This is a genomic window from Streptomyces huiliensis, assembly GCF_020037025.1.
Taxonomy (GTDB): domain Bacteria; phylum Actinomycetota; class Actinomycetes; order Streptomycetales; family Streptomycetaceae; genus Streptomyces; species Streptomyces huiliensis.
Genome location: NZ_JAIQLH010000376.1, coordinates 1 through 8,275, shown reverse-complemented (window position 1 = coordinate 8,275; position 8,275 = coordinate 1). Strand labels below are relative to the sequence as shown.

General features: G+C 73.4%; 7 protein-coding genes. All 7 read left to right on the top strand.

All coding sequences use genetic code 11. The annotated features are described in order from the left end of the window. The coding region (locus JNW98_RS33640) for a bifunctional ornithine acetyltransferase/N-acetylglutamate synthase (protein WP_223772090.1) at nucleotides 1–292 on the top strand (292 nt) is incomplete at its 5' end. Further along, on the top strand, nucleotides 289–1,212 hold the full coding sequence (argB, locus tag JNW98_RS33635) for an acetylglutamate kinase (protein WP_223772089.1): 924 nt from the start codon (nucleotides 289–291) through the stop codon (nucleotides 1,210–1,212). The genes JNW98_RS33640 and argB, both read left to right, overlap by 4 nt. Continuing rightward, nucleotides 1,209–2,396: an acetylornithine transaminase gene (locus JNW98_RS33630; protein ID WP_223772088.1), complete on the top strand. Its 1,188-nt coding sequence runs from the start codon at nucleotides 1,209–1,211 to the stop codon at nucleotides 2,394–2,396. The genes argB and JNW98_RS33630 overlap by 4 nt, the downstream gene beginning before the upstream one ends. Before the next feature lie 262 nt (nucleotides 2,397–2,658). Then, entirely contained in the window at nucleotides 2,659–4,047 is a 1,389-nt protein-coding gene (locus tag JNW98_RS33625; protein WP_223772091.1) for a lysine N(6)-hydroxylase/L-ornithine N(5)-oxygenase family protein, read from the top strand. Between the two features lie 49 nt (nucleotides 4,048–4,096). Beyond that, nucleotides 4,097–4,336 (top strand): phosphopantetheine-binding protein, encoded by a 240-nt coding sequence (locus JNW98_RS33620; RefSeq protein WP_223772087.1) that lies wholly within the window; start codon nucleotides 4,097–4,099, stop codon nucleotides 4,334–4,336. A gap of 96 nt (nucleotides 4,337–4,432) precedes the next feature. Next, nucleotides 4,433–5,428, top strand: coding sequence for an ABC transporter substrate-binding protein (locus JNW98_RS33615; RefSeq protein WP_223772086.1), 996 nt, complete (start codon nucleotides 4,433–4,435; stop codon nucleotides 5,426–5,428). 126 nt (nucleotides 5,429–5,554) lie between these two features. Next, nucleotides 5,555–8,275: amino acid adenylation domain-containing protein (locus tag JNW98_RS33610; RefSeq protein ID WP_223772085.1), on the top strand; the 2,721-nt coding region annotated here is incomplete at its 3' end.

Sequence of the window (8,275 nt, the reverse complement as noted above, 5' to 3'; positions counted from 1 at the left end):
CAACAATCTCCTCAAGTGCGCGATTCATGGCGAGGATCCCAACTGGGGCCGGGTGCTGTCCGCGATCGGGACCACGTCCGCCGCCTTCGACCCGGACAAGCTGAACGTCGCGATCAACGACGTGTGGGTCTGCCGTGACGGCTCGGTCGGCGACGACCGCGATCTCGTCGACATGCGGCCCCGCGAAGTCCGCATCACCGCCGACCTGGCCGAGGGAACGGAATCCGCCGTCATCTGGGCCAACGACCTCACCGCCGACTACGTCCACGAGAACAGCGCCTACTCCTCATGAACCCCACATTTCCCTCGCGGCGCAGCGCCGCGCCCAGAGCCCGTACCGTCATCGAGGCGCTGCCGTGGCTGCGCCGCTTCCACGGCAAGACGGTCGTCGTCAAGTTCGGCGGGAACGCCATGGTGGACGAGGAGTTGAAGGCCGCGTTCGCCGAGGACATGGTGTCGCTCCGGTACGCCGGGGTGCGGCCGGTCGTCGTGCACGGCGGCGGGCCGCAGATCAGCGCGCTGCTCGACCGGCTGGGCATCGCGTCGGAGTTCAAGGCCGGGCTGCGGGTGACCACGCCGGAGGCGATGGACGTCGTCCGGATGGTCCTCGCGGGTCAGGTGCAGCGCGAGCTCGTCGGGCTGATCAACCGGCACGGGCCGTTCGCCGTCGGGCTCACCGGTGAGGACGCGCACACGATGACCGCCGTCCGGCGGCAGGCCGAGGTCGACGGCGAGCCGGTGGACATCGGTCTCGTCGGCGACGTCGTCGCCGTCGACCCGACGACGGTGGAGGCGCTGCTCGACCGCGGCCGGATCCCCGTCGTCTCACCGGTCGCCCGGGGCGCCGACGGCGAGGTCTACAACGTCAACGCCGACCTGGCCGCCGCCGCGCTCGCCGGGGCGCTGGGCGCCGAGAAGCTGGTCGTCCTCACGGACGTCGAGGGGCTCTACGCGGACTGGCCGCACAGCGACGACGTCATCAGCCGGCTGACGGCGAGCGACCTGGAGGCGCTGCTCCCCGCCCTGTCGAGCGGCATGGTGCCCAAGATGGAGGGCTGTCTGCGGGCGGTCCGGGGCGGGGTGGGCGCGGCCCACGTGCTGGACGGACGGGTGCCGCACTCGCTGCTGCTGGAGGTCTTCACGGACGAGGCGGTGGGGACGACCGTGGTGCCCGATCCGCTGCCGGACGCGTTCGTGGAGGTGACCGCGTGACCGCCGACGGTACCCCCACGCCGGGGGAGCGGCTGGCCGAGCGCTGGCGGGCCGCGGTGATGGACACCTACGGCACGCCGCCGCTGGCGCTGGTGAGCGGGGAGGGGGCGACGGTCCGGGACGCCGACGGGCGGACGTACGTCGACTTCGTCGGCGGCATCGCCGTCAACTCCCTCGGCCACGCCCACCCGGCCGTCGTCCGCGCGGTCTCCGAGCAGGTCGCCACCCTCGGGCACGTGTCCAACCTCTACGTGGCCGAGCCGCCCGTGGCCCTGGCCGAGCGGCTGCTGGCGCTGGCCGGCCGGGAGGGCAGGGTGTTCCTCTGCAACTCCGGGGCGGAGGCGGCCGAGGCGGCGTTCAAGATCGCGCGGAGGACCGGGCGTCCGGAGATCGTGGCCGCCCGGGGCGGTTTCCACGGCCGCACCATGGGCGCCCTCGCGCTCACCGGCCAGCCGGCCAAACAGGAACCCTTCCTTCCGTTGCCCGGCGACGTCTCCCACGTCCCGTACGGCGACCCCGACGCCCTTCGTGCCGCCGTGACGGAGCGGACCGCCGCCGTGGTCCTGGAGCCGGTGCAGGGCGAGAACGGCGTCGTCGTCCCGCCGCCCGGTTACCTCGCGGCGGCCCGGGAGATCACCGAGGCGGCGGGGGCGCTGCTGGTGCTGGACGAGGTGCAGACGGGCATCGGCCGCACCGGGCACTGGTTCGCCCACCAGGCGGAGGGCGTCGTGCCCGACGTGATGACGCTGGCCAAGGGGCTCGGCGGCGGGCTGCCGATCGGGGCCGTCATGGCCTTCGGCGACGCGGCCGCGCTGCTGACCCCCGGCCAGCACGGGTCGACGTTCGGCGGCAATCCGGTCTCCTGTGCCGCCGCTCTCGCCGTCCTCGACACCCTGGAGAAAGAGGACATCCTCGCCCATGTCCGGCATATGGGGGAGCGATTGACGGCCGGGGCCCTGGCGACCGGTCATCCGCTGCTGCGTACGGTGCGCGGGGCCGGGCTGCTGCTCGGGCTCGTCCTGGAGCGCCCGGTGGCCGCCGGCGTGCAGCGGGCGGCGCTGGAGGCGGGCTTCCTGGTGAACGCGGTGGCCCCGGACGTCGTCCGGCTGGCGCCGCCGCTCGTGATCGGGGAGGGGCAAGTGGACGCCTTCGTCCGGGCTTTGCCCCGGATGCTGGACGTCTGACCCCTTTTGCGGGAGCGGGCCGGGAGAGGCGTGGCGACACGCGTCCCCCGGCCCGTTCGGCATGTCCGGGGGTGATTCCCAGGGGGCGTCAAGAGGCTCCGGCGGCGGGAGATCTGACGGCTGGACTTGACACCTGACCTGCTGGGAAAGTTAGGTTAGGCATACCTAATCAATACGTGTGCGGGTTGCCCTTACCGAACATATATGCCCGGCCGACCCGGCCGGCAAAAGTCGGAACGGGCGGTACGACGAGAGGATGAGCATGTCGGCACGGCGCGGGGACAGCGCGAACACGGCGGATGCCCCCATCGAGGATCTGGTCGGCATAGGCTTCGGTCCCGCCAACCTGGCCCTGGCCATCGCGATCGACGACCACAACCGCCGGGCCCCGGACAGCCCGATCCGCGCGGGCTTCCTGGAGCGCCAGGAGCGCTTCGGCTGGCACCGGGGGATGCTCCTCGAAGGCGCCACCATGCAGGTGTCGTTCCTCAAGGACCTGGTCACCATGCGGGACCCGAGCAGCCGCTTCTCCTTCCTGTGCTACCTGCGGGACCGCGGCCGGCTCGCCGACTTCATCAACCAGAAGACGTTCTTCCCCACCCGGATCGAGTTCCACGACTACCTGGAGTGGTGCGCCGCCGAGTTCGGCTCCGCCGTCGACTACAGCCGCACCGCGACCGCCGTGCGCGCGGTGGCGGACGGCGGGACCGTCGAGGCCGTGGACGTCGTCTCGCGGTCCGTCGCGGACCCGGCCGACGAGGCCGTGCGCCGCACCCGCAACCTCTCCGTCGGCACCGGCCTCACCCCCCGCCTCCCCGAGGGCGTCACCCTGGGGCCGCACGTCTGGCACAACCGCGACCTGCTGTTCCGCGCCGCCGAGCCGGCCGCCCGCCGGCACCGCCGCTTCGTGGTCGTGGGCGCCGGCCAGTCCGCCGCCGAGAGCGCCGAGTTCCTCCACCGCACCTTCCCCGACGCCGAGGTCTGCGCGGTCTTCTCCCGCTACGGCTACAGCCCGGCCGACGACAGCCCCTTCGCCAACCGCATCTTCGACCCGGCCGCCGTCGACCACTTCTACGACGCCCCCGAGGACGTCAAGCGGACGCTGCTCGGCTACCACCGCAACACCAACTACTCCGTGGTCGACGGCGAGCTCATCGAGCAGCTCTACCGCACCGCCTACCAGGAGAAGGTCCAGGGCCGCGAGCGGCTGCGGATCCTCAACACCACGCGGCTCACCGGCGTCGAGGACCTGGCCGACGGCGCCCGGGCCGTGGTGCACTCCCTGACCTCCGGCGAAACGTTCACTCTCGACTGCGACGCCGTCGTGTTCGCCACCGGCTACCACGCCACCGACCCCCGCGAGCTCCTCGGCGACCTGGCCGCCGAGTGCCTCACCGACGAGCAGGGCCGGCTGCGCGTCGACCGCGACCACCGCGTCCTCACCACGGACCGGGTCCGCGTCGGCATCTACCTCCAGGGCGGCACCGAGCACACCCACGGCATCACCTCCTCCCTGCTCTCCACCCTGGCCGTCCGCTCCGGCGAGATCTGCGACTCGCTGCTGCTCCGCCGCACCGAGCGGGACGTCCTCGCGGGCCGGACCGGAGGACAGGCCGGCACCGCCGACACCGTCGCCACGCCCGTCGGCTGAACCAGCCGCTCCCGTTCCCGCCCCCGACGCGCCCCCCGAAGGACAACCGATGCCCGCGACACCCGTCCCGATCGACTCCCTCCGGCAGGACGTCGCCGACGTCCTCGGCGAGGACCCCGCCGACCTGCCGGACGACGAGGACCTGCGCGACCTCGGCCTCGACTCGATCCGGCTGATGAGCCTGGTGGAACGCTGGCGGGCCCGCGGCCTGGCCGTCGACTTCACCGAACTCGCCGAGGCCGAGCCCACCCTGCGCGGCTGGCACGCCCTGCTCACCACCGGCGTCTGACCACCCCCGCCTCCCTCTCTTCGCACCACCCGCCGTGGCGCGGCCCCCGCCGGGCCGCGCCCGCCGGCCCCGCACCGCACCCGCCCAAGGAGAACCATGAACACCCGTCCCGCCCGCAGCCGTCGCACGGCCGGCCGCACCCGCGTCGCGGCCGTCCTCGCCGCGGCCGCCCTGCTCACCGTGAGCGCCTGCGGCAGCGACGACTCGTCCGACGACGCCAAGTCCACGGCGGGCGACGGCGGGAAGCGGGTGATCGAGACGAGCGACGGCAAGGTGACCGTCCCCGCCAAGGCCGAGCGCATCGTCAGCATCTCCTACGCCACGGGCGCCCTCCTCGACCTCGGGGTCGAGCCGGTCGGCACCAGCGCCATCGACGAGAACAACCCGATGGAACTGCTGCCCTCGCAGAAGGAACAGGGCAAGAAGATCACCTCGATCGGCTCCGGCATCGAGACCAACATCGAGAAGGTGGCCTCGCTCAAGCCCGACCTCATCATCGTCGAGGGCGCCGCCGCCTTCGACTGGAAGATCAACCGGCTCAAGGGCATCGCCCCCACCCTCTACTTCGGCATCAAGACGCCGGGCGACCTCTACAACGCCCAGGAGAAGATCGCCCAGGCCGTCGGCAAGGAGGTCGCCCTCGACAAGCTGAAGGCGACCTACAAGGAGAAGGCCGACAAGATCAAGTCGACCTACGCCGACAAGCTCAAGTCCAAGAAGTGGGCCCTCGCCTCCTCCTACGGCAACGGCGAGTTCCTCGTCGACACCCGCACCTCCTGGGTCGGCCGCATCCTCGCCGATGTCGGCGCGAACTTCGCCAAGGCGTCCGAGGAGACCAAGGAGCACGAGGTGACCTACTCCCAGGAGAAGATCGACGTCCTCGCCGACGCCGACGTCGTCCTCGTCCCGCGCATGGCCGCCACCGGCGAGGTGCCCAAGGAGACCAAGGAGCTCACGGACAAGCCGTCCTGGAAGCTGCTGAAGGCGGCCAAGGAGGACCACGTCCTCCCCGTCACCTACGCCACCAGCGACCGCTACGGCACCTCGATCGACGTCCTCGACCAGATCGAGAAGATCCTCAAGGGCCTGTAAGGAAGCGGGGGTTCCGCCCCCGCTCCCCGCGCACCGGGGCCCGCCGGCGGTCGGGCCGGCGGACCCCGGCGCGCCCATCCCCCTCTCCTCCCCCCCACGAACGACCCGGAAGGCGCCATGCCAGAGGTGACCAGCGACGCAGGACGGACCCTGGAGCTCACGCGAGCCCAGGAAGGCGTGCTCTCGGCGCAGCGGATCGACCCGGACAACCCCGGCTACAACGTCGGCCAGTACGTGGAACTCAAGGGCCCGCTGGACGTCCCGGCCCTGGAGGAAGCCCTCCGCCGCACCCTCGCCGAGGCCGACGGCCTGCACATCCGGCTCGCCGAGCGCGACGGCCGCACCGTCCAGGTCCCCGTCCCGTTCGACGCCGCCGCCTGGCACCTGCCCCGGCTGGACACCACCGGCGCCGCCTCCCCGGTCGACGCCGCCGTGGAGCTGGTCCGCGCCCAGCTCTCCTGCCCGCCCCGGCTCGACGCCGCCGACGGCGAACCCCCGGCGCTCACCGGCTCCCTGCTGGTCACCGTCGCCCCCGACCACCACCTGTGGTTCCAGTACTTCCACCACCTGGTCGTCGACGGCTACAGCGTCGCCCTGTTCACCCGCCGCGTCGCCGCCGTCTACACCGCCCTCGTGCAGGGCGCGCCCGTCCCCGCCTCGCCGTTCGAGCCCGTCGCCCGGCTCGTCGAGGCCGACCGCGCCTACCTCGCCTCCGACAAGCCCGCCGCCGACCGCGCCTACTGGACCGGCCGCCACACCGGCCGCCCGGCCGCCGGCGGCCTCACCGAGCAGACCGCCCAGGCGTCCTTCACCTTCCTCCGGCACCGCACCGGCCTCGGCACCGAGCGCTCCGCCGCCGTCCTGGCCTGCGCCGACGCCGTCCGCGCCACCTGGGCCGAGGCCGCCACCGCCGCCGTCGCCGCCTACCTGCACCGGATGACCGGCACCCCCGACGCCGTCCTCGGCATGCACTTCATGGCCCGCAGCGCGCCCGGCACCCTCCGCGTCCCCGGCATGGCCGTCAACGTGCTGCCCGTCCGGCTGTCCGTCGCCGGCACCGACACCTTCCCCGACCTCATCCGGCGCGCCGCCGGAGAGCTCAAGGACGCCCGCCGTCACCAGCACTACCGCGGCGAGGACATCCGCCGCGACCTCGGCCTCGTCGGCGGCGACGCGCGGCTGTACGGGCCGATGCTCAACATCAAGCCCTTCGACCTCGACCTCGACTTCGCGGGCATCCCCGGGCACACCGTCAACCTCGCCTCCGGCCCGGTCGAGGACCTGTCGGTGTCCGTCACCAAGAGCCCCGACGGCCTCCTGCACCTCGAATTCGACGCCAACCCGGCCCTGTACGACGCCGCGACCCTCGCCGGGCACGCCGAGCGCTGCGCCGACCTCATGGCCCGGCTCGCCGCCGACCCCGACCTCACCCTCGACCGCGCCGAACTCCTCGCCGACGGCGAGCGGGAGGCGGTCCTGCACGGCTGGAACGCCACCGAGCGGCCGCTCGCCGCCGCCACCCTCGTCGAGCGCATCGCCGAGCGGACCGCCGCCACGCCCGACGCCACCGCCGTCGTCTTCGAGGACACCCTCCTCAGCTACCGCGAACTCGACGCCCGCGCCGAGGCGCTGGCCCGCCGGCTGGCCGCCGCCGGGGCCGGACCCGACACGATCGTCGGCGTCGCCGTGCCGCGCTCCGCCGAGCTGATGACCGCCCTGCTGGGCGTGCTGAAGTCCGGCGCCGCCTACCTGCCGCTCGACACCGACTACCCGGCCGACCGGCTCGCCGCCATGGCCGAGGACGCCCGCCCGGTCCGCGTCGTCACCGTCCGCGCGGTCCTGGACCGGCTCCCGGCCGCCGTCCGCGAGAACGCCCTCCTGCTGGACGAGGCTTCGGAGGACGACGAGGGCGCCGCCGCCACCCGCCCCGGCCCCGACGACGCCGCCTACGTCATCTACACCTCCGGCTCCACCGGCCGCCCCAAGGGCGTCGTCGTCACCCACCGCGCCATCGTCAACCGCCTCGCCTGGATGCAGCACGCCTACCGGCTGCGCGCCGACGACCGCGTGCTCCAGAAGACGCCCGCGAGCTTCGACGTCTCCGTCTGGGAGTTCTTCTGGGCGCTGTGCGAGGGCGCCACCGTCGTCCTCGCCCGGCCCGAGGGCCACAAGGACCCCGCCTATCTCGCCCGGCTGATCGCCGAACGGCACGTCACCACCCTGCACTTCGTCCCCTCCATGCTCCGCGCCTTCCTGGAGGAGCCGGCCACCGCCCGCTCCTGCGCCGGACTGCGCCGCGCCTTCTGCTCCGGCGAGGCCCTCCCCGGCGACGTCGTCGAGCGCTGGTACGACGCGCTGCCCGAGGTGCCGCTGCACAACCTCTACGGGCCCACCGAGGCCGCCGTCGACGTCACGTACCACCGCACCCGCCCCGGCGCCGGCGTCGTCCCGATCGGCCGGCCGGTGTGGAACACGCGCCTGTACGTGCTGGACGCCGCGCTGCGCCCGGTTCCGGTCGGCGTCCCCGGCGAGCTGTACCTCGCCGGTGTCCAGCTCGCCCGCGGCTACCTCGACCGGCCCGGCCTGACCGCGTCCCGCTTCGTCGCGGACCCGTACCGTCCGGACGGTACGCGCATGTACCGCACCGGCGACCTCGTCCGGTGGGCCGTCGACGAGCACGGCGACGGCGTCGTCGAGTACCTCGGCCGCACCGACGACCAGGTCAAGGTGCGCGGCTTCCGCATCGAACTCGGCGAGATCGAGGCCGCGCTGGAGGCGCTGCCCGGCGTCGCCGCGGCCGCCGTCACCGCCCGCGCGGCCACCCCCGGCGGCGCCCGCCGCCTCGTC